Origin of the sequence: Parahaliea mediterranea, from assembly GCF_017255185.1 — a bacterium.
Lineage (GTDB): Bacteria > Pseudomonadota > Gammaproteobacteria > Pseudomonadales > Halieaceae > JAFKCZ01.
On the sequence record NZ_JAFKCZ010000009.1, the window covers coordinates 180833 to 202358 of the forward strand.

The 21526-nt window shown below is 65.3% G+C and carries 14 protein-coding genes; 9 read left to right on the top strand and 5 right to left on the bottom strand.

Annotated features, from left to right (window positions below):
- Nucleotides 1-41: 41 nt before the first annotated feature.
- A complete protein-coding gene (locus JYP50_RS13855) occupies nt 42-770 on the bottom strand; it encodes an NAD-dependent deacylase (protein WP_206561138.1) in 729 nt (242 codons plus the stop codon).
- Between the two features lie 56 nt (nt 771-826).
- Here JYP50_RS13855 and JYP50_RS13860 point away from each other — a divergent pair, with 56 nt between their 5' ends.
- Entirely contained in the window at nt 827-1717 is an 891-nt protein-coding gene (locus JYP50_RS13860) for an LLM class F420-dependent oxidoreductase (protein ID WP_347136795.1), read from the top strand.
- A gap of 102 nt (nt 1718-1819) precedes the next feature.
- Here the strand turns inward: JYP50_RS13860 and JYP50_RS13865 are convergent, their stop codons facing one another.
- Together JYP50_RS13865 and JYP50_RS13870 are read right to left on the bottom strand one after the other, a co-directional pair.
- Nucleotides 1820-5152: a UvrD-helicase domain-containing protein gene (locus JYP50_RS13865; RefSeq protein ID WP_206561140.1), complete on the bottom strand. Its 3333-nt coding sequence runs from the start codon at nt 5150-5152 to the stop codon at nt 1820-1822.
- Nucleotides 5149-7833, bottom strand: a complete 2685-nt coding sequence (locus JYP50_RS13870; RefSeq protein WP_206561141.1) for a PD-(D/E)XK nuclease family protein — start codon at nt 7831-7833, stop codon at nt 5149-5151. Before JYP50_RS13870 ends, JYP50_RS13865 begins: the two co-directional genes overlap by 4 nt.
- Nucleotides 7834-7952: 119 nt before the next feature.
- Here JYP50_RS13870 and JYP50_RS13875 point away from each other — a divergent pair, with 119 nt between their 5' ends.
- Entirely contained in the window at nt 7953-9020 is a 1068-nt protein-coding gene (locus JYP50_RS13875; RefSeq protein WP_206561142.1) for a 3-deoxy-7-phosphoheptulonate synthase, read from the top strand.
- 279 nt (nt 9021-9299) lie between these two features.
- On the opposite strand, the gene nfuA is transcribed toward JYP50_RS13875, so the two are convergent.
- Nucleotides 9300-9875 (bottom strand): Fe-S biogenesis protein NfuA, encoded by a 576-nt coding sequence (gene nfuA, locus JYP50_RS13880; protein ID WP_206561143.1) that lies wholly within the window; start codon nt 9873-9875, stop codon nt 9300-9302.
- A gap of 189 nt (nt 9876-10064) precedes the next feature.
- Between nfuA and metH the strand changes: the two genes are divergently transcribed.
- The gene (gene metH / locus JYP50_RS13885; RefSeq protein WP_206561144.1) at nt 10065-13751 is read left to right on the top strand and encodes a methionine synthase; all 3687 of its coding nucleotides are present in this window, start codon (nt 10065-10067) and stop codon (nt 13749-13751) included.
- A 13-nt stretch (nt 13752-13764) separates the two neighbouring features.
- Nucleotides 13765-14007, top strand: a complete 243-nt coding sequence (locus JYP50_RS13890) for a DUF2970 domain-containing protein (protein ID WP_347136793.1) — start codon at nt 13765-13767, stop codon at nt 14005-14007.
- A 36-nt stretch (nt 14008-14043) separates the two neighbouring features.
- Here the strand turns inward: JYP50_RS13890 and JYP50_RS13895 are convergent, their stop codons facing one another.
- Nucleotides 14044-14160 (bottom strand): methionine synthase, encoded by a 117-nt coding sequence (locus JYP50_RS13895; protein WP_206561145.1) that lies wholly within the window; start codon nt 14158-14160, stop codon nt 14044-14046.
- Nucleotides 14161-14375: 215 nt separating this feature from the next.
- Here JYP50_RS13895 and JYP50_RS13900 point away from each other — a divergent pair, with 215 nt between their 5' ends.
- The 5 genes from JYP50_RS13900 to JYP50_RS13920 all read left to right on the top strand — a co-directional run bounded on the left by JYP50_RS13900 (nt 14376) and on the right by JYP50_RS13920 (nt 21526).
- Nucleotides 14376-16040, top strand: coding sequence for a nitrite/sulfite reductase (locus tag JYP50_RS13900; RefSeq protein WP_206561146.1), 1665 nt, complete (start codon nt 14376-14378; stop codon nt 16038-16040).
- The gene (locus JYP50_RS13905) at nt 16024-16494 is read left to right on the top strand and encodes a DUF934 domain-containing protein (RefSeq protein ID WP_206561147.1); all 471 of its coding nucleotides are present in this window, start codon (nt 16024-16026) and stop codon (nt 16492-16494) included. Before JYP50_RS13900 ends, JYP50_RS13905 begins: the two co-directional genes overlap by 17 nt.
- A 305-nt stretch (nt 16495-16799) precedes the next feature.
- Nucleotides 16800-17978 (top strand): cation:proton antiporter, encoded by a 1179-nt coding sequence (locus JYP50_RS13910; protein WP_206561148.1) that lies wholly within the window; start codon nt 16800-16802, stop codon nt 17976-17978.
- A gap of 198 nt (nt 17979-18176) precedes the next feature.
- The gene (locus JYP50_RS13915; protein ID WP_206561149.1) at nt 18177-19148 is read left to right on the top strand and encodes a helix-turn-helix domain-containing protein; all 972 of its coding nucleotides are present in this window, start codon (nt 18177-18179) and stop codon (nt 19146-19148) included.
- 140 nt (nt 19149-19288) lie between these two features.
- Complete coding sequence (locus JYP50_RS13920; RefSeq protein WP_206561150.1) at nt 19289-21526, top strand: TonB-dependent receptor; 2238 nt, start codon at nt 19289-19291, stop codon at nt 21524-21526.

Sequence of the window (21526 nt, forward strand, 5' to 3'; positions counted from 1 at the left end):
ATTCATTCGACCAACTCACCCCGCCAACTCACCCCGCCAACTCACCCCACCCTGGCGGCCAACAACTCATCCACCAGCAAACCCACTTGATCGGTGGCACAGCCCACGTAATGGTGATGGAAGAAACCCGCGACATCGCTGGCCTCGCGGTTGACCTCCACCGTGATTGCCCCCGCGTGGCGCGCCAGCTGCACGAAGCCGGCGGCCGGATAGACCGCGCCGGAGGTGCCGACCGCGATGAACAGGTCGCAATCGGCAAGGTGGGCCTCGATACGGTCCATGTCGTGCGGCATCTCGCCGAACCACACCACATCCGGCCGCAGCCCGCCGCGCTCGCCACAGGCGGGGCAGGCGGTCTTGCCGTCGAAGGTGGCCAGAGCCCGCTGCCGCTGGCCGCAGTGCCGGCACAGCATGGATTGCAGCTCGCCGTGCATGTGGCAGGCCTGTTCGCTGCCGCCGCGCTCGTGCAGGTCGTCCACGTTCTGGGTGACCAGGAACACGCCCTGTCCGACGGTCTGCTGTAACCGCGCCAGCGCGCGGTGGGCGACATTGGGCTGCACCGCCCGCAGCTGCTGGCGGCGCTCGTTGTAGAAGCGGTACACCAGGTCCGGATCCCGGGCGAAGGCCTCCGGAGTGGCGATATCCATTGGGTCGTGGTTCTCCCACAGGCCGCCAGTGTCGCGAAACGTGGCCAGCCCGGAGGCGGCGGAAATACCGGCCCCCGTGAGTATGACAATTTGATCGATTGCTCGTTGCTTGTAGTACAGCATGGCCCCTAAGTCCCCTGCCCCGCGCGATGGCATTACAGTAGCGTGGATTTGGCTGGATAACAAAAGGAGACCAGCAGGTGAAATTCGTTCTTTCCACCTCCTTCAGCACCGTGGCCCATCTCACCGCCATCGCGCCGGTGGCGGACAGCCACGGCTGGCACGCCATGTCTTTTTCCGACCACGTGGTGAACCCGGAACAAATCAGCAATCCCTATCCCTATACCGACGACGGTTCCCGCCGCTGGCAGCCTTTCACCGACTGGCCCGACCCCTGGGTCACCATTGGCGCCCTGGCGGCGATCACCGAGCGCCTGCGTTTCACCAATAACATTTTCGTGTTGCCGATGCGCAATCCCTTCCTGGTGGCCAAGGCGATCAGCACCGCGGCGATCATCAGCAACAATCGCGTGACCCCGGCCTTCGGCGTGGGCTGGTCACAGGACGAGTTCGCCCTGCTGCAACAGGACTTTCGCAGTCGCGGCAAGCGCACCGACGAAATGCTGGAGATCATGCGCCTGCTGTGGAGCGGCGAAATGGTGGAGTACCACGGCGAGCACTACGACTTCGACCGCCTGGAGATGAACCCCGCGCCGAGCGAGCGCATTCCCTTCTGGATCGGCGGTATCTCGCGGCCGGCGATGCGCCGCGCGGCCCGGCTGGCGGACGGCTGGGTCACCGACCTGCAAAGCTCGTCGGAGATAGTCGACTGCATCGGCCAGATTCGCGACTGGCGGCGGGAATACGGCCGCGAGCGCGAGGCGTTCGAGGTCATGGCCACCCCCTCCGACGCCTGGGACATCGACGGCTACCGCCGCCTCGAGGAAGCCGGCGTGACCCATATCCTCACCATGCCCTGGGCCCTGTACCACGGCGAGACCGAGGACCTGCAGCTGAAGTGCGATGGCGTGCGCCGTTTCGCCGACGAGGTCATTGCCGGTTTCGAGTAGCGCGGGCTATTCACCCGGCGCGGGGTGAAAACCGGCACGTGGATGTGCCGCCGCCGACAGGGCGACAAACAAGATGCCCGGAACGGGCATCTTGTTTCGAGGTTAATCGTCCAGCGGGTGCAAGTGCCCCAGCGCGGTGAAGTACAGCGCGCAGCGCAGTGGCTCGGGGCCCAGTTCCGCCATCGCCTCGCGGTAGCCTTGCAGCTGCTCCCGGTAGCGCTCGCCCTCCTCCCGCAGGAACTCGGCCGTGGACACGCCCGGCGCCGGCTGGCTGGTCTTGTAGTCCACGATCCAGCGCTCGCCCGTGTCCGCGTCGACAAAGGTGCGGTCGATAACAATGTCGCGGATTCGCCCGGTCGCGTCGACACGGGTCAGGGGCAGTTCGCAGGCGCTGCCGGGGTGATCGGCGCGCAGCAACCAGCGCCCCGCCGACGCGTCGGCCAGGGTGCGTTGCAGCGATGCCATGGCCATCTCCAGGGCCCGCGCCAGGTCGGCGCCGGCGAGCCCCAGGCTGGTCAGCGCCCATCGGCAGGCCTCGCGCTCATCCTCCCCCGGCGCGCCCGGCAGCTCCGGCCCGGCGGCCAGCATCTCCAACAGCTGGTGCACCGCGGTGCCGGTATGGCGTTCCAGGCGGTTGTCCACACTCCCGGGCCGGTTGGCCGGACTCGCATCGCCGGGAGTTTCCCGCGCCCCGCCGGACAGCGCCCGCAGCCGGCGCAGGGGGGGTATCGGCGCCAGCGCGGCCGCCGGGGAGACTTCCCGAGCCTCGAAATAGCGCGCCTGGTCGGCCACTGCGGGCCAGATACACCCCAGTAATGTGTTGCCACCCGGCGGCCGGGGGTCGCCGCTCTTCGGATCCTCGGCGAGGGTCGCGCTCAGTACCAAACGGCGCACGGCGCGCGTCGCCCCCACGTACAACAGGCGGGTGTTCTCCAGGGCCTGCTTGCGCTTGCGTTGCTGCCCGAGAAAATTGTACAGGCCCGCCTCCCCGGGCTTGCTGTGATCGTCCGCCGCCAGCAGGAAGCCACGCTCGCCCCCGGCGTCAGAGTACTCGTCCCACAGCAGCAGCGGACGGCGATCCTGGCCGGCGCCCCGGGCCAGGGCGGGGATGAATACGTGATCGAATTCCAGGCCCTTGGCCTTGTGCAGGGTCATGACCTGCACCCGCGCGCCATCGCCACCGGTGTCGGCAAACAAACGCTCCACCTGCGCCTGTAGCCAGGGAATGTCCAGTATCCGTCCCTCCAGCTCGCCCTGCTCGATCAGCTGGAAAAAGCGCTCGGCGTCGGCCAGCGCCGTCTCGCTGGTGGCGGTGGCGGGACCGCCGAGTTGCAGCCAGGCCTGCTCCAGCCAGGCGCGCTGGGACAGGCGGTCGCGGCGCGCCAGGGCCCAGCCCATGCCCGCGCGGAGATGGGCCAGGCGTTCGCGGCCGTCGGCGGACAGTCCCGCGAGCGGATCGTCGTCACCGCCGGGCGCGGTCAGGGGGGGCAGGGGCATGTCGCCCTGCGCGCCGGCGCGTGCCGCGGCGTGCAGGTCGGCCAGCGTGAGGCCGCACCAGGGCGCCCGCAGCAGGGCCGCCCAGGCCACCCGGTCGGCGGGGTTGGCGAGGGCGCGGACCAGGGTCATCAGGTCCAGCACCACCGGCGAGTGTTGCAGGCGGTCCATGTCCTGGGCGGCAAAAGCGATTCCCCGCCCGCGCAGGCCGGCCACAATGCCCTGAAGCTGCGAACGGCTGCGCCCCAGCACGGCGACGCTGCCCCCGGGCTCCGCCGCCAGGGCGGCGGCCACGCCATCGCAGACATGGTCGATTTCCGCCTGGGGCGCGCCCTCGCCGTGGAACACGGCCACGGCCACCGCCGCATCCGCCGCGGCCGGTTTTACCGCTGCCGCCGCGCTGAAGCTGACCTCGCCGCGGGCGATATCGTCGACCGCGGGAAAAGCCTGGCCGAAAACACGATTGACCCAGTCCACCACCCCGGCCTCCGAGCGGAAGTTCGAGCGCAGCTCGAGATAGCGCGGCACCACGCCGTTGAAGCCGCGATCGCGGGCCTGCAGGAACAGGCCCACGTTGGCGTCGCGGAAACCGTAGATCGACTGCATGCCATCGCCGACAATCAGGAAGGTGCGCGGCGCGTCGGGATTGACCGCATTGTGCTCACCCCAGCCCCGGGTGAGGCGGCGCACCAGCTCGAACTGGTTGATGGCGGTATCCTGGAACTCGTCCACCAGGATATGTTCGATGCGGTAGTCCAGGCGCAGCGCGAGGTCGGTCGGCGCCTCGTCGTCGCCCAGGGCCTGTAGCGCCGACTGCGCCACCTGGCTGTGATCCACCGCGCCGCGGCGCTGGAACACCAGCAGCAGCTGCGCGGCGAGCACCGGGAGTACGTGGGACAGCTGCAGCACCAGCCGCCAGCTGGTGGTATCGGCCTCCAGTTCCGGCAGTACATCCAGCTCTTGCAGGGACTCTTTCAGGCTGTCGTCGTGCGACAACTCCCCGAGCACGCCCGCCATGCGCTGCTTCATTTCCTGGGCGCGCCCCTTGCCGGCGGGAAAGCCTTCGGCCTTGGTCAGGCGGCCGCGCCAGCCGCCGCTCTTGGTCAGCAACAGGCGCCGCAAGCCGCGCCAGTCGTCGAGGTCGCCGATCGCGGCAGCGGGCGCCGCGGCAGGCGGCGTGGCCTGAAGGTTCTGCGCGGCGTAGCACTGCAGTTCGTACAGCTCCCCCAGGTAGGGCCCCAGGCGCTGCCGCAGGCCGTCCAGCACCCCGCGAATCACCGCGTGCAGGGTGTGCAGGAGGCGCTCCTCGGCGGCCCCGGGACTGTGGTGCAGGCCGACGTAGGGGAGCCACTGGTCGCGGCGGGCCAGCAGGCTCTGTAGCAGCTCCGCCAGCTTGTCCCAGTTGTTGTCAAAGTGCAGCATCAGCGCCCGCAGGTCCGCGGCCACCGGGTGCTCGGACTCGACCATGGCAAACAGCTCCGCCACCGCCTCGGCATAGAGTGGCCCGGCGTCGTCCACCGCGCCCGCCTGGGCGCCGAACTCGCTCAGAATCGGCATCTGCCGGGTCAGCGCCGCGCAAAAGCCGTCGATGGTGCGAATATTGAGGCGCGAGCTATTGCCCAGCAGTTGCCAGTTCTGCTGCCCGTCCACCGCCAGCGCGGCGGTCGCCAAATCGCGCGTGCGTTGCTGGTGGGGACTGTCGCAGGGCTTTCCCTCACGCGCTTCGCGCAGGGCGAGCAGCACGCGTTCGCGCATCTCCGCGGCGGCCTTGCGGGTAAAGGTAATGGCCAGGATCTGCTCCGGGCGCTGCACCCGGGCCAACAGGCTGAGAAAACGCTGGATCAGCAGTTCGGTCTTGCCGGAGCCCGCCGGGGCGCTGATACAAAAGCTCTGCAAGGGGTCGAGGGCGGCCTCGCGTTGCTGCGCGTCGACGATACTCATTCGGCGCCCTCCTCCACGGCGTCAATACGGCACAGGGGCTGCAAGCCGCACCAGGTGCAACTCTGGGGGCCGAGGGGTGTCACCGCGGCCGCTCCGGCGATAAAGTCCCGCGCCAGTTGTTCCAGGCTGCGCCGCCAGAATTCGCGCAGCTCTTCCCAGTTCTGCGCCGTGACGCGTCCCCGCACCGCCTTGGGAATATCCACCTCGATACCCTCGGCCGCCGCGGTCTGGCCAAGGCCGCTGAACTTGCAGTCCCGCGGGCGCAGCTGGGCAAAGGCCAGCGCGGCCACCGGAGCCTCGCTGGCCAGGCCGTACAGCGGTAGCTGTGGGCGGGCGGGCCGCTCCCCCAGCCAGTCCCCGGCACTGCTGCGGCCCGATTTGTAGTCGATGATGACGGTTGACCCGTCGGCGAGCCGGTCCACCCGGTCGACCCGCATGTGAATGGGCAGCCCCGCCAGGACAATGTCCGCGCCCTGCTCGCGGGCGGCCACCACAAAGGCCCCGCGCTGCCGCTCCACCGCCAGCCACTCCCGCAACAGGCGCTCGAGGTGCTCCCGCTCCTGTTCGCAATAGGCGTGGCCCACCGCGTGGCGCCGCCCCGCCGGCAGGGCGTCCAGCGCCGCCGCGACCGCCCTGGCGACCGCCTCCCCTTCCGCGGGCGGGTCCAGCGCGGCCAGTTGCCCGGCATCTCCCAGCTCGCCCCACAGGGCAAACAAGGCGTTGTGCAGCAGCGAACCCCGCTCTCCCGCACTCAGGGCCAGGCTGGGCTCGGCCAGCGGCTCGACGCGCAGGCGACGGCGGGCAAAGGCCCGGAAGGGGCATTGGGACTGGTCCTCCAGCAGCCCACTGCCACCGCGCACGCTATCTTTTTCAGCCGGCGACAGCGCTGGCGCCCGGTGATCGTCCAGGCGCTCGCTATCCCGTGCCCGCCACTGTGCGAGCCACGCTTCGGGAACCGCGGCGGCGGTCTCTGGCTGAACCCACTCGAAGTCAGCCAGCAGGGCGCTGGGAAGCTCCGGTGCGCCGTCGAGCTCGCGACTGTAGCTGGCGTGCAAGCGCGAGGCGCTGCGCCGGTATTGTTCCAGCAGCCCGGCGCTGAACTCCCACTCCCGCTCCGCGCTGGCGTGCGGCATCTCGAGCCGCCGTTGCAGGGCCATCGGCAGCAGGGGGTTGGGACGGGCCGGCGCCGGCCACTGCCCGGCCTGCATACCGAAAACCCAGAGGTGGTCGAAGCGCAGCCCGGCCGCTTCCAGGGGCCCCAATACCTGGATGCGGCTGTCGGCGGTTTGCGGCTGGAACACAGTGTCGCGGCAGCACTGGCGCAGCAGCTGCAGCGCCGCCGCCCGGTGCAGGGGGCCGCACACCGCGTCATAGCCGGCGTAGGTGTCGAGGAGACGGTAAAAATCCTCCACCTGCTGGTACTCGATGGAGTCGAGCCCGCCCTCCCCCGGCCAGCCCCACTGCCCCAGGATCTCGCGAAAACGGCCCGCCCACACCGAGGGCGCAGCCGTTCCCCGCAGGTCCCGGCGGCGCGCCAGGTCCTGCAAAATCCCGCCGATGCGCAAGCCGGGCTGGTCCGCGGACGCGCCCTGGTTCGCCAGGCCGCGCAGTGTCGCGACCGGCACCGGTTCGCGGCCGGTGTCGAAGACCCGGGTGATAAAGCGTTGCGCCAATGCGCCACCCCGGTCGGGCAGGGCGAGGAAGCGCGAGCGCATCAGACCGAGCAACTCGCCCAGGGCCAGGGTGTCGCCGGTGGCGGCCAGCGCCATCAGGGCATCGCGGACCACTGGCGCCTCCGCCAGCGGCCAGCCGGTGGAAAAGTTGACCGGCAGGCTGCCGTAGTTGCCATCCAGGCAATCAAACTCGCGCCGCAGCAGGTACTCCAGGCGCGCGCGATCGCCGCGCATGTCGCCCAACACCACCCCGATGCTCGCCTCGGGTTCGCGGCCGGCGGTTTCGCGCACCCAGCGGGCCAGGCCGCGAAACTCGCTGCCGCGGTCGGGGTAGGCCCTGGCGCGCATGGTGGCTTGCCCCGCTGGAGGCTGGACTCGCTCCACCTCGGTGCACAGCTTTCGCAGGCAGTGGTCGAACAGCGGCGGGACCTCATCGAACTCGAGCAGCGCCACCCGCTGCTCCGGGCACGCCGGCTCCGCGGCCAGCAACGCAATCACGTCCAGGGCGGTGGCCTGGGCCTTGTTGTCCAGCGCGTCCTCGAAGGCCCGGCACCAGCGCAGGAAGGCCGCGCAATCCGGGTCCAGCGACAGCTCCCGGGCCAGGCCCTCCTCGCGGACCGACTGTTGCCAGCGCAGCAGGGTGTTGCGGGCCTGTTGCGCCAGGGAGGCGGTGGCGTCGGCCTGCAGCAGCTGGTAGTCCCCCTGCTGCTGATCCGCGGCGATTACCTGGCGCCACAGGGCCAGTGCCTGCCCCTGATCCAACACCACCCGGCGCAATCGCGCGTCTCGGCCGCAGCGCTGCCACCACTGCTGCCGCAGCCAGCTTTCCAGGGGTTGTACCGCCAGCGGCCGCCAGGCCCGCGCTCCCCGCGCGGCCTGGTCGCGGTCCCACCCGGCCTTGATCTGGCGGGCCAGACGCAGGTTCGGGGTCAGCAGTTGGAAGCCCCCCTCGATCAGGGGCAACAGGGGGGTGATGTGGTAGTCGGGGCCGTGGTTCTGCTCCGTCAAGTGCGGTTCCTCGTGTGCGCCGCCGGGTTCCTACCCAAAGGCCGCGGGCTGCTATAGAATGACGCGCCTTCGTTCTGTGCGGGGACGCGCGAGGCAATCACTCTAGCAGGTGAGCAGTAATGAGCAATATGGCAGTACACAATATCAACGTCGCGTCCCAGGATGTGCTGGTGACGCCGGAGCAACTGAAGGCATCGCTGCCGATGACGCAGGCGGTGCAGGATACCGTCACCGGCAGCCGGCAGGTAATCTGGGACATCCTCGACCGCAAGGACCCGCGCCTGTTCGTGGTGGTGGGCCCCTGCTCGATCCACGATCCCGCCGCGGCCATGGATTACGCCCGGCGCCTGCGCGACCTGGCGGACGAGCTCGCCGACACCCTGTACATCGTCATGCGCGTGTACTTTGAGAAACCGCGCACCACGGTCGGCTGGAAGGGCCTGATCAACGACCCCCACCTCGACGACTCCTTCAAAATCGAGGAGGGGCTGCAGTTGGGGCGCAAGTTGCTGCTGGACATCCTGGAGCTGGGGCTACCCACCTCCACCGAGGCCCTGGACCCGATCTCGCCGCAGTACCTGCAGGACCTGATCAGCTGGTCGGCCATTGGCGCGCGCACCACCGAATCCCAGACCCACCGCGAAATGGCCAGTGGACTGTCCAGCGCGGTGGGCTTCAAGAACGGCACCGACGGCAGCCTGACCGTGGCGATGAACGCCCTCAACTCCGTGGCCAATCCCCACCGCTTCCTCGGCATCAACCACGAGGGCCAGGTGTCGGTATACACCACCAAGGGCAACCGCTACGGCCATGTGGTATTGCGCGGCGGGTCATCGGGCCCCAACTACGACTCGGTGCATATCAAGCTCTGCGAGGAAGCCCTGACCAAGGCAAAGCTGCCGGGCAATATCATGGTCGACTGCAGCCACGCCAACTCCAACAAGCAACCCGAACTGCAGCCGCTGGTGGTGGAAAACGTGGCCAACCAGATTCTGGAAGGCAACCGCTCCATCGTCGGACTGATGATCGAGAGCAACCTGAAAGCCGGCAACCAGTCCATTCCGCAGGACTTGTCCGAGCTGGAGTACGGGGTGTCGGTGACCGACGGCTGTATCGACTGGGAGACGACCGCGTCCTGCCTGCGCGAGATGCGGGACAAATTGAAGGACGTGCTGCCTGGGCGGTGATGCCGGACTTGCGGGGAGCCGGGCCTGGTTCTCTTTTCCGGGCAATCTTTTTGGTGTTACTTGGTCGAGTGAGTTCGGCCCTATGGGGGGAGCCTCTCTGCCGTTTTTGGTCGAATGAATTCGACCCTACAGGGGGTGGCGCTTTGCCGGTTTGGGGCGAGTGAATTGGATCCTACGGGAGGTGGCGCGGGACGTGTAGGGCGCAATTTATTGCGCCGCTTTTCGTCAAGGTGCGCCGGTGACATGGCCGGACGCGGGCGCGTCCAGCCGGGCAATCCATCAATAGTAGGCGTTGCTGCGGTCGGTGTGGTCTGTCATGTCGCGCACGCCCTTGAGCTGGGGCAGCTGCTCCAGCAGGGTTTTCTCCACCCCGCCCTTGAGTGTCTGATCGACCATGCCGCAACCCTGGCAGCCACCGCCGAAGCGCAACACCGCGAAGCTGTCCTCGGTCACCTCCACCAGGCTCACCTCGCCGCCGTGGGCGGCCAGGGCCGGATTGACCTCGTTGTACAGCACATAATTGATACGGTCTTCCAGCGGGCTGTTCTCGTCGACGCGGGGCAGCTTGGCGTTGGGCGCCTTGATGGTGAGCTGGCCACCCATGCGGTCCTTGGCGTAATCCACCAGCGCGTCTTCCAGATAAGGCAGGCTGCGGCCGTCGAACCAGGCGGTGAACAGCTCAAACTTGCGCTCCTCGTCACCCTCTTCCACGTCGCCGTCGCGGCAGTAGGCGATGCAGGTTTCCGCGCGCGGGGTACCGGGCTGGTTGATGAAGACCCTCACGCCCAGCGCGTCTTCCTGCTTGGACAGCAGCTCCGCGAGGTATTCCTGGGCCGATTCAGTGATGGTTACCATAAGCCATTCGTTTCCGAGTAATTTAGTCAAGTATTCTACCACTCCCGGCGGCAATGTACGAGATGTGTTTGAAATAGCGGTCCGTCCCCGTGGCCGCTTCTGGTAGAATACGCCCCCTTTCAAGGTCCGGACGCCGCGCCGGCGCCGCGAAGGCCGAACCGAAATACAGCGCATAGAGAAGAACCGGTAATGTCCAACGACAAACCCTTACACGCCGCCCTCGAGCGAGCCCTGAATGAACGGATCCTGGTGCTGGATGGCGCCATGGGCACCATGATTCAGGCACAGGGCCTCGTGGAGGCCGATTATCGCGGGGAGCGTTTCGCGGAACACCCGGGGGACCTCAAGGGCAACAATGACCTGCTGTCCCTGACCCGGCCGGACGTGATCCAGATGCTGCACCGGGAGTTTCTCGACGCCGGCGCCGACATCATCGGCACCAACACCTTCAACAGCACCGCCGTGGCCCAGGGCGACTACGGCCTGGAGGCCGTCGCCGGCGAGCTGAACCTCGTCGGGGCCCGCCTGGCCCGCGAAGTGGCGGACGAGGTTACCCGCGCCACGCCGGACAAACCGCGCTACGTGGCCGGGGTATTGGGCCCGACCCCGCGTACCGCGTCCATTTCCCCGGACGTGAACGACCCCGGCGCCCGCAACATCCACTTCGGCGACCTGGTGAAAGACTACACCGACGCCGCCCGCGGCCTGATCGAGGGCGGCGCCGACCTGCTGATGATCGAGACCATCTTCGACACCCTCAATGCCAAGGCCGCGATCTTCGCGGTGCGGGGCGTGTTCGAGGAACTCGGGCGGGAGCTGCCGCTGATGATCTCGGTCACCTTCCCCGACACCAGCGGGCGGGTGCTTTCGGGCCAAAGCCCCGAGGCCTTCTGGAACGCCATCGCCCATGCCAATCCGCTGATTGTAGGAAGTAATTGTGGTCGAAGATTCAAAGAGATACGGCCATTTCTTGAAGAGCTTTCTAGTGTTGCCAGCTGCTATTTCAGCGCCCACCTGAACGCCGGCCTGCCCAATGCCTTCGGCGAGTACGACGAGACCCCGGCGGACATGCACGACGACTTCCGCGGCTTTGCCGAGCGCGGCATGCTCAACCTGGCCGGGGGCTGCTGCGGCACCACCCCGGACCATATCCGCGCCATCGCCGCGGCCGTGGAGGGCGTCGCCCCGCGCCCCCTGCCCGTCCCCGCGCCCGCCTGCCGCCTGAGCGGCCTGGAGCCCTTCAACATCACCGCCGACAGTCTGTTCGTCAATGTCGGCGAGCGCTGCAACGTGACCGGCTCGGCGCGCTTCAAGCGCCTGGTACTGGAGGGCGACTACGAAACCGCCCTGGACGTGGCGCGCACCCAGGTGGAGGACGGCGCGCAGATTATCGATATCAACATGGACGAGGGCATGCTGGACGCCGAGGAGGCCATGGTGACCTTCCTCAACCTGGTGGCCTCGGAACCCGACATCTCCCGCGTGCCGATCATGGTGGACTCCTCCAAGTGGAGTGTCATCGAGGCCGGCCTCAAGTGCATCCAGGGCAAGCCGGTGGTCAACTCCATCAGCCTCAAGGCGGGCGAGGAGGAATTCCTCGAACAGGCCCGCCTGTGCCGGCGCTACGGCGCCGCCGTGGTGGTCATGGCCTTCGACGAGGACGGCCAGGCGGACAACCTGGCGCGCCGCGAGCAAATCTGCCGTCGCAGCTACGACCTGCTGGTGAACACCGTGGGCTTCAACCCCTGCGACATCATCTTCGACCCCAATATTTTCGCGGTCGCCACCGGTATCGAGGAACACAATAACTACGCGGTGGACTTTATCGAGGGCGCGCGCTTCATCAAGGAGCAGCTGCCCGGCGCACTGGTGTCCGGCGGGGTTTCCAATGTGTCCTTTTCCTTCCGCGGCAACAACGCGGTGCGCGAGGCCATCCACTCGGTGTTCCTCTACCACGCCATCCGCGCCGGCATGGACATGGGCATCGTCAACGCCGGGCAGCTGGCGGTCTACGACGAATTGCCGCGGGAGCTGCGCGAGGCGGTGGAGGACGTGATCCTCAACCGGCGCGATGACGCCACCGAGCGCCTGCTGGAGCTGGCCGAGCGCTACCGCGACAGCGGCGGCCCCGCCGAGCGCAAGGAGGACCTGGGCTGGCGCGAACTGCCGGTGGCAAAACGCCTCGAGCACGCGTTGGTCAAGGGCATCAACACCTACATCATCGAGGACAGCGAAGAGGCCCGGCAGGCCTTCGACCGCCCCATCGAGGTGATCGAGGGGCCGCTGATGGACGGCATGAACGTGGTCGGCGACCTGTTCGGCGACGGCAAGATGTTCCTGCCCCAGGTGGTCAAGAGCGCGCGGGTGATGAAGCAGTCGGTCGCCTACCTGCAGCCCTTCATCGAAGAAGAGAAAACCGACAGCACCCAGACCAACGGCAGGATTCTGATGGCCACGGTCAAGGGAGACGTGCACGACATCGGCAAGAATATCGTCGGCGTGGTGCTGCAGTGCAATAACTTCGAAGTGATCGACCTCGGGGTGATGGTGCACTGCGAGGAAATCCTGCGTGTCGCGCGAGAGAAGCAGGTCGATATCATCGGCCTGTCCGGCCTTATCACGCCCTCGCTGGACGAGATGGTCAACGTCGCCGGCGAAATGCAGCGCGAGGGCTTCGACATTCCGCTGATGATCGGCGGCGCCACCACCTCCAAGGCCCACACCGCGGTGAAGATCGAGCCGAGCTACGACCGCGACCAGGTCATCTACGTGCCCGACGCATCGCGCAGCGTGTCGGTGGCCACGCAGCTGATGGGTCGCAACAAGCAGGCCTATATCGAGCAGCTCAAGGCGGAATACGAGACCGTGCGCGAGCGGGTCGCCAACCGCAAGCCGCGCAGCCGCACCCTGCCCTACCCCGAGGCCGCGGCTAAGGGGCCCGAACTCGACTGGGCGGGCTACACCCCGCCGGTGCCGACATTCACCGGCACCCGGGTCATCGACGACGTGTCGCTGCGGGACCTCGAGCCCTACATCGATTGGACGCCTTTCTTCATTTCCTGGGAACTGGCGGGCAAATACCCGGCGATCCTCGAGGACGAGAAAGTCGGTGCCCAGGCGAGGGAGCTGTTCCGGGACGCCCGGGCCATGCTCGACAGGATCATCGCCGAAAACTGGCTCGAGCCGAGGGCGGTGCTGGGCTTCTGGCCCGCCGCCCGCCGCGGCGACGATATCGTGCTGTACGGCGACGACGGCCGCGAGAGCGAGCTGGCCACCGTGCATCACCTGCGCCAGCAAATGGAAAAACCCAGCGGCGAGGCCAACTTCTGCCTGGCGGACTACATCGCCACCGAAGACGGCGCTCCCGATTACCTCGGCGGATTCTGCGTCACCACCGGCCACGGCGTGGCGGAGCGGGCGGCGGCCTTCGAGGCCGCCCACGACGACTACAGCAGCATCATGCTCAAGGCGCTGGCCGACCGCCTCGCCGAGGCCTTCGCTGAATACCTGCACCGCCGCGTGCGTCGCGAGCTGTGGGGCTACGCCGCCGACGAGGATCTGGACAACCAGGCCCTGATTCGCGAGCGCTACCGCGGCATTCGTCCGGCCCCCGGCTATCCGGCCTGCCCGGACCACACCGAAAAAGACACCCTGTTCCAACTCCTGGACGCCACGGCGGCCACCGGGGTGAGTTTGTCGGACAGCTTTGCGATGATGCCGGCGTCGTCGGTGAGTGGCTGGTACTTCTCCCACCCCGATTCGCGTTATTTCTCGGTGGGCAAAATCGGCCGCGACCAACTCGAAAGCCTTGCGCGGCGCAAGGCCGTGGCGGCGGACGAAATGGCGCGCTGGCTGGCGCCGAACCTAAGTGATTGAGAGGGAAGTATTGGTGAGCAGCGAAGACAGCAAAACGCCCCAGGGCGAACGCAAGCGAGGCAGGATGGGCCCCCTGCAGGTAGTCGGCAGCGTCTTTGCCGCCGGCTTCGGCGTGCAGAGCAGCCGCAACCGCGAGCGGGATTTCAAACAGGGCCGGTTCGGGATATTCGTGGCGGCCGGGCTGGTGTTCACCCTGCTGTTTATCGGCACTGTTTACACCGTGGTGCAACTGGTGCTGAACAGCGCCGGGGACTGAGGCCGAGGCCGTCCCCGGCCCCCGGGGGCGACTTCCTTAGTGCGGCATGCCTGACAGCCACAGATAGAGGCTGAATACGATGATGGAGATAATCGCGGTGGCGGCGACGGCATCCGCGCCGCCATCGTTGTACTCGCTGGTCTGTTTTGACATGGGCTCCCCCGTTGATTGAAAACACTGGCCAACTGCTTTGTTATTTGGCGCTCGCATTATAGCAACGCACCCGTACTTGGGAAGTCCCCCGGGAACAGGCCCCTTCCCTAAAACCGGTTCTAACCTTATGAAAAGAAGGCATATTTAACCCAGTTGCTTTTCTGGTAAGGTAGCGCCCTCACAAAAGCCATGCACAGCAGTGACAGGACTGTCAGATGTACGTTTACGATGAATACGACCAGCGCATTGTCGACGAGCGGGTCGCCCAGTTTCGCGACCAGACCCGGCGCTACCTCGATGGCAAGCTGACCGAGGAGCAGTTCCTGCCCCTGCGCCTGCAGAACGGCCTGTATGTACAGCGCCTGGCGCCGATGATGCGCATCGCGGTGCCCTACGGGCTGCTGAACGCCACGCAGTTGCGCAAGCTGGCGCATATCACACGCCACTACGACAAGGGCTACGCTCACGTCAGCACCCGCCAGAATATCCAGCTCAACTGGCCGCGGCTGGAAGAAGTCCCCGACATCCTCGCGGAACTGGCCAGCGTGCAGATGCACGCCATCCAGACCAGCGGCAACTGCATCCGCAACACCACTACCGATCAGTTCGCCGGCGTGGCCAGCGACGAGCTCGAAGACCCGCGCCCCTACTGCGAGATCATCCGCCAGTGGAGCACGTTCCACCCGGAATTCGCCTTCCTGCCGCGCAAGTTCAAGATCGCGGTGTGCGGTACCGAACAGGATCGCGCCGCCATCCACTCCCACGACATCGGCGTGGAGTTGCTGCCCAATGAAACTGGCGAGGTCGGTTTCAAGATACTCGCCGGCGGCGGTCTCGGCCGCACCCCGGTGATCGGCTCGGTCATCATCCCGTGGATCGAGAAAAAACACCTGTTGACCTACCTGGAAGCCATTCTCCGGGTCTACAACCAACACGGCCGACGCGACAACAAGTTCAAGGCCCGCATCAAAATCCTGGTCAAGGCCATGGGCGTCGAGGCCTTCCGCGACGCGGTGGAAAAAGAATGGGCCCCGCTCAAGGATGGCCCCTCGACACTGACCGACGAGGCCATCGCCCGCGCCAAGTCCTTCTTTGTGAGCCCGGACTACGAGCAACTCGACGGCGCCGCCGCCGAGGCGGCGCTGGCGGAGCAGGCGCAGCGCGACCCGATTTTCGCCAATTGGGTCAAGCGCAACACCGTGGCCCACCGCGTTCCGGGCTACCGCGCGGTCACCATCTCGCTCAAGGCCACCGGCTACGCCCCCGGCGATGTCACCGACAAACAGTTGGATTTGCTCGCGGATCTCGCGGAGCGCTACAGCTTCAACGAATTGCGCACCACCCACCAGCAGAACATGGTGCTGGCGGACGTGCGCCAGTCCGATTTGTACGCGCTGTGGCAGGCCCTGCAGAAAGCCGGACTGGCCACGCCCAACATCGGCTACCTCACCGACGTGATCTGCTGCCCCGGCGGCGATTACTGCGCGCTGGCCAACGCCAAGTCAATCCCGGTGGCGGAGGCGATCCAGTCGCGCTTCAACGACATGGACTATGTCTACGACCTGGGTCCCATCGACCTCAATATCAGCGGCTGCATGAACGCCTGCGGCCACCACCACATCGGCCACATCGGCATCCTCGGCGTGGACAAGAAGGGCCAGGAGTTCTACCAGGTGTCACTCGGTGGCAACCAGGCGAAAAACGCCTCCCTGGGCAAGATCCTCGGCCCGTCCTTCAAACAGGAAGACATGCCCGAGGTCATGGACAAAATTCTCGGCACCTATGTGGAGCTCAGGACCGAGGAAGAGTCGTTTCTCGACACCTACAACCGGGTGGGCATCGACCCCTTCAAGGAGCGCGTGTATGCCAAAGCTGATTAAAGACGGCGCGGTAGTCGCCGACGACCACTGGCGCGCCCCGGAAGCGGAGGCTGAACAGGTCGCCCAGGGCGCCATCGCCACACTCGCGCAGTGGGAGAAACTCGAAGACAAACGCGGCAGCGCGGTGCAGCTGGAACCCGGCGACGGGGTAGAACCACTGCTGCCCCACCTGGACGAGATCGAGCTGGTAACGGTGGACTTTCCATCGTTCACCGACGGCCGCGGCTTTTCCTACGCGCGCGAGCTGCGCGAGCGCGGTTATCGTGGCGAACTGCGCGCGGTGGGCGCCTTTATTCGCGATCAACTGCACCTCCTCTTGCGCTGCGGTTTTAACGCCTTCCAACTGGCGGACGAGAGCGAGCTGGAAGGAGCCCTCGACAGCCTCCGCGATTTCAGCGAGCACTACCAGGCGGCCATTGACCAGCCCCTGCCCCTGTTCCGCCGGCGGGAGTGAGGCTGGGCTTGCCTACCTTTTAGGGCAGTAGATTTACGCGGCTGATGGTCGAATGAATTCGACCCTACATTAGCGGCTCTCGCCTGGCTGGGCTTTGGGGTTTGTGGTCGAATGAATTCGACCCTACAGGGGCGGCTCTCGACTGGCTGGGCTTTGGGGTTTGTGGTCGCATGAATTCGATCCTGCACGGCCCCTTGTAGGGCCGGATTCATCCGGCCGCTTTCCCCCCGGCGTCGCGCCATTAGCGCTGTGCACCCCTGCGCCGCTCCTTTACACTGTTGCTAAACAGGGGGTATCGGCGGTTTATGGACGGCAGCAGCATCACATTCTCGTTTTTTCTCATTTTCACTGGCGCCGCGATCTTCGCGTCCATCGCCCTGTATACCCGCCAGCCGCTGATTATCGCCTATATCGCCCTGGGCGCCGCCATCGGCCCCTCGGGGCTGAGCCTGGTTACCGACCTCAAGCTGCTCAGCGATGTGGGCCATGTGGGAATCATTTTCCTGCTGTTCCTGCTGGGGCTGGACATGCAGCCCAGCGCCCTGGTGTCGACCCTGCGCAAGTCGACGGTGGTTGGCCTGGCAAGCTCGGGGATCTTTACCCTGATGGGCTTTGGCGTGGCCTGGCTGTTCGGTTTTAGCCTGCTGGAGTCGCTGGTCATCGGCGCGGCGATGATGTTTTCCTCGACCATTATCGGCATCAAGCTGCTGCCCACCACCATCCTGCACCACCGCCATATCGGCGAGCTGATGATCGGCCTGCTGCTGTTGCAGGACTTGCTGGCGATCATTGTGCTGATGCTGCTGAACACCGCTGGCGGCGAAGCGGACCCGGAGGCGATGGGCCTGGAGATCGCGCTGCCCTTCCTCGCCCTGCCGCTGCTCGGTGCGGCGGCCTGGCTGGTGGTCCGCTACGCGCTGCTGCCGCTGATCACGCGCTTTGATCGCTTCCACGAGTACATTTTCCTGGTGGCGCTGGGCTGGTGCCTGGGCGTGGCCGAGACCGCGGAGGTGATCGGGCTGTCGGCGGAGATCGGGGCGTTTATCGCGGGTATTTCCATCGCGACAAGCCCGATTTCGCAGTACATCGCGGTGAACCTGAAGCCGCTGCGGGATTTCTTCCTGATCCTGTTTTTCTTCTCGGTGGGCGCGCGCTTTGAGCTGGCGCTGCTGGGGAGCGTGCTGCTACCGGCGCTGATCCTGTCGGCGCTGGTGCTGGCGGTAAAACCGGTGGTCTACCGCTATCTGTTGAAGGGCATGAGCGAGAAACGCGTGCTGGCCTGGGACCTGGGTTTCCGCCTGGGGCAAGCCAGTGAATTCTCGCTGCTGATTGCCTATGTGGCGATCGCCAATTCACTGATCTCCCAGTCGGCCTCGCTGCTGATCCAGGCAACGACGATTATTACGCTGCTGGCGTCTTCCTATATCGTGGTGCTGAACTATCCGACGCCGATTGCGATTTCCGATCGCTTGCGGCGGGATTGATCCAGGCCGGGACGCGGGTGAGGCGCAAAACAGCCGGGACGCGGGCGAGGCGCAAAACAGCCGGCCCGCGCCCGCAACAACCCGGCACCGCAAGCGCAAACCACCTCGCCTGCGCCAACCGTAACGCTGCTGTCACAGTTTGCCAATATCGTGGCAACCTCCGGCAACGGAACCCGACGAGCAGCCGAGCGCGAGGATATGTTTGCAGTCTACGACACGGCGTCACTCGACGTGGCGGACCGCCAGGATTACTGGTTGGACTTCCTTCGGGAGCTCTATCCGCCGTGTGAGATCAGCTTTAGCTCAAAGCGCGACTTTCGCTGCCGGGCGGAAACCAATACGATCAAAGCAATACAGCTTGCCGTGGGCGCAGGGGAAGCCCATGCGGTTGCAAACCGCAGCCAATCGAGCGTCTTGCCGGACGGACTTACACTCAACCTCAGTATTGCGGGAACGACCTGCATTGAGCAGAACGGCCAACGGTTTCGACTGAAACCCTACGAGTTCGTTCTGCTCGACCAGCGCCGGCCGTATCTGATCCGTCATGAAAATGACTACCAGATGATGACGCTACAGATACCGAGGCAATTACTGGTATCGCGGCTGACGAACCCCGGAATGGCCCTGGGAAACACATTCTGCGCCGGCCGCGGCCACGGTCTCGTGGCGGCGCGTTTTCTCGCCAGCCTCGGCGATTCGATTCGGGAGCTCACCGCGGAAGATGACCGCTTGCTGGAAGACTCCATCATCACCATCGTGGCCAACGCCATCAATGCGCTGGGGAGTCCCGACCGAAAACGCAAGCGCCACGCCGATGATCTGAGACAGGCCAAGGCGGTGATCGAGCGGCACTTTCATGAGCCAGGCTTTGGCAGGACCGACGTGGCAGATGCATCGCGCCTGCCGGTTCGGGAACTCAACCGCCTGTTTGCTGCGGAAGGTACGTCCATCAGCCGCCACATCAAGTCCTGCCGGCTTCGTCACGCGGCCAGGCTGTTGACCACGCCCGGGCTCGAAGGCTTGTCAATCACCGAGGTGGCCTACCGAAGCGGATTCAACGACATCTCGCATTTCTGCCAGTCCTTTCGGGGCATGCACGGCATGTCTCCGAACGAATTTCGACGCAAACATCCTGGCGACCGGGCGACAACCGCAATTGTTAAAGTTTGATTGCAGTAGCGCGCCCATCGGTCACGTCGATTAAGCCCAAATCCCCAAGAATTGACGCCAGGCATCGGATTAAATGCCCGGCTTGGGGCTGGCCCCGAATCATCCATTCGAGATTACATCCATTTTGTGGGGATAGAATCATGTTTCGTTATGACAGCACTGCGCCGACAACACTCAGCCTGTTTATGCTGGCCTGCGCGCTGGAATCGCCCAATGCCGTTGCGCAGGGCTTGATGGAGGAGGTTGTCGTGACCGCCCAGAAACGGGAGGAAAGCATCCAGGATGTTTCCCTGTCGGTCGCGCGACTGGCCGGCGAATCGCTGGACAGCAAATTCACCGGCGGTGACACGGTACTGGCGCTCGCCGGGGCGGTTCCGGGATTGTATGCCGAATCCTCGGGAGGTCGAACAGCGCCCAGGTTCTACATGCGCGGACTGGGTAATCCGGATTTCAATCCGGCCGCTTCCCAACCCGTCTCTGTGGTCATGGACGAAGTCCCGATGGAGAAATCCACGTTCAAGAGTTTTCCGGTCTTCGACGTGCAATCCATCGAGGTTATACGCGGCCCCCAGGGAACCCTGTACGGCCGCAATACCACCGCGGGCATCATCAAGTTCGACAGCAACAAGCCCACCGATGACCTCGAAGGTTATGTGCGCACGAGTGTCGGGAACCTCGGCACCTTCAACTTCGAAGGCGCCATGGGCGGCAGCCTGATCGACAACGTATTGTCCGGTCGCATATCGGTACTCAGCCAGAACCGCTCGAACTGGATAGACAATACCTTCACCGGGAAGCGCGACGCCATCGGCGGTTTTGACGAGCGGGCGGGACGGGCACAGCTCCTGTGGACGCCCACGGACCGCTTCAGCGCGCTGTTACTTCACCAGCGGCGGGACCTGGGGGGCAACACGTCATCCGCCTTCAGGGCCAACATCCTCAGCACCGGCAGCAACGACCTGAACGGACATTTCGACCGCGACAAGGTCAACTACGATGGTGGCGACAATCAGCGCGCCGAAGCCGATGGCAGCGGCACCAACCTGACCCTCACCTGGGACCGCGACGGCTATACGCTGACATCGATTACCTCCCACCAGGAAGCAACGCGCTTCTCCCGGAGCGATGTGGATGGCGGCGTGTGCAACTTCTGCGGCGACCCGAGCGGCCCCGGCAACATCCCCTTTCCGGTGGACACCGCCAGCGACAGTGATCTTGAGCAGCTGTCCCAGGAACTGCGTTTCACCAGTCTCCTCGACGGGCCGCTCAACTACCAGGCGGGCTTTTTCTACTTTGAGGACGAACTGAACTTCGTCGACCTCAATAGCGCGGAGCCGGCGGCGCCAACGGACAGTATCGGAGTGCGCTCATCAACGTTTATCGAGAACACGACCTGGGCGGTGTTCGCCCAGGCGGACTACGACCTTACGGACGCCCTGGTGCTGACCGCTGGAATACGCTACACCGACGACGAAAAAACCGCCCGGTACGCCGCACCGCCCTCTTCCAGCCACTTCGATCTGGCCCGGTCCCTGGCGCCGGTAAAACTGGGCGACAACGACACAAGCCTGGAAGCCTCGCTCGCCTACCAGATCAGCGATGCCTCCCAGGTGTACGGGCGCATAGCCAGCGGATTTCGCGCCCCCACCATTCAAACCACGCTCAATGCCGATCCGGATCTCACAACGGCGGACTCCGAGACCATTCTCTCCTATGAACTCGGTTACAAAGCGGAGTTGGCTGACAAGGTTCGCCTCAACTCCGCGGTTTTCTATTACGTCGTGGACGACCTGCAGCTCACCGCTGTTGGGGGGGAATCCAACTCAGTGCGCTTGCTCAATGCAGAGGAAGGGGTTGGTTACGGCATTGAGCTGGATGTCTCTTACTTTGCGACAGAAAGCCTGCTGATAAGCGGCGGATTTGGCTATAACAAAACAGAGTATCGGGATGACGGCCTGGCGACAGAACCCTGTGGTTCGGGAATGTGCACGGTGCTGGATCCCATCGACGCCAATGGCAACGCGGTTATCGATGGCAACCCGTTTCTGCACGCGCCGAAATGGAATCTGAACTTCGAGGTGTCTTATACCCATCCGCTTGCGAACGGCGATGAGCTGTTTGTCTATACGGACTGGAAAGTCAAAGGAGAAACCAACGACTTCCTTTACGAGAGTACCGAGTACATCACGGACACCCAGTTCGAGGGCGGCCTGCGCCTGGGCTACCGCGGCCTGGGGGCGGGATACGAGATTGCGCTGTTCTCTCGCAATATTACCGACGAAGCCAATGTGACGGGGGGCATCGACTTCAATAACCTGACCGCCTATGTCAACGAACCGCGCATCTGGGGCCTCGAAGCGTCCTACCGCTTCCAATAA